This is a genomic window from Devosia chinhatensis (genome assembly GCF_000969445.1).
Taxonomy (GTDB): Bacteria; Pseudomonadota; Alphaproteobacteria; order Rhizobiales; family Devosiaceae; genus Devosia; species Devosia chinhatensis.
Genome location: NZ_JZEY01000005.1, coordinates 1 through 492 on the forward strand (window position 1 = coordinate 1; position 492 = coordinate 492).

Here is a 492-nt window from a genome sequence, read left to right on the forward strand (position 1 = left end):
GGGCACCAAGGCCTAGGCAGGAATGCACGGAGTCAATGCGATCCTCGACCCCGAGGGGCTGCTCAACACGGGCGAGCTGCTCAATGGCGACAAGAAGGTGCACATCAAGAACCTCAAGATCATGCCGCTGGCCGACGAACTGGACGACCTGTGCATCGAGTGCGGCTTCGGCGAACCCGCCTGCCCCAGCCATCACATGACCCTGACCCCGCGACAGCGCATTGCGGTAACGCGTGAGCGCGCACGCGTGCGCGCTCACGCGTTACCGCAATGCGCTGTCGCGGGGTCAGGGTCATGTGATGGCTGGGGCAGGCGGGTTCGCCGAAGCCGCACTCGATGCACAGGTCGTCCAGTTCGTCGGCCAGCGGCATGATCTTGAGGTTCTTGATGTGCACCTTCTTGTCGCCATTGAGCAGCTCGCCCGTGTTGAGCAGCCCCTCGGGGTCGAGGATCGCATTGACTCCGTGCATTCCTGCCTAGGCCTTGGTGCCC

At 63.8% G+C, this 492-nt stretch carries 2 protein-coding genes; one reads left to right on the top strand and one right to left on the bottom strand.

Annotation, left to right across the window (positions count from 1 at the left end; all coding sequences use genetic code 11):
• A partial coding sequence (locus VE26_RS18280; RefSeq protein ID WP_046103224.1) for a hypothetical protein occupies positions 1-193 on the bottom strand: 193 nt, incomplete at its 3' end.
• A gap of 106 nt (positions 194-299) precedes the next feature.
• Between VE26_RS18280 and VE26_RS18275 the strand changes: the two genes are divergently transcribed.
• The coding region (locus tag VE26_RS18275) for a hypothetical protein (protein ID WP_046103224.1) at positions 300-492 on the top strand (193 nt) is incomplete at its 3' end.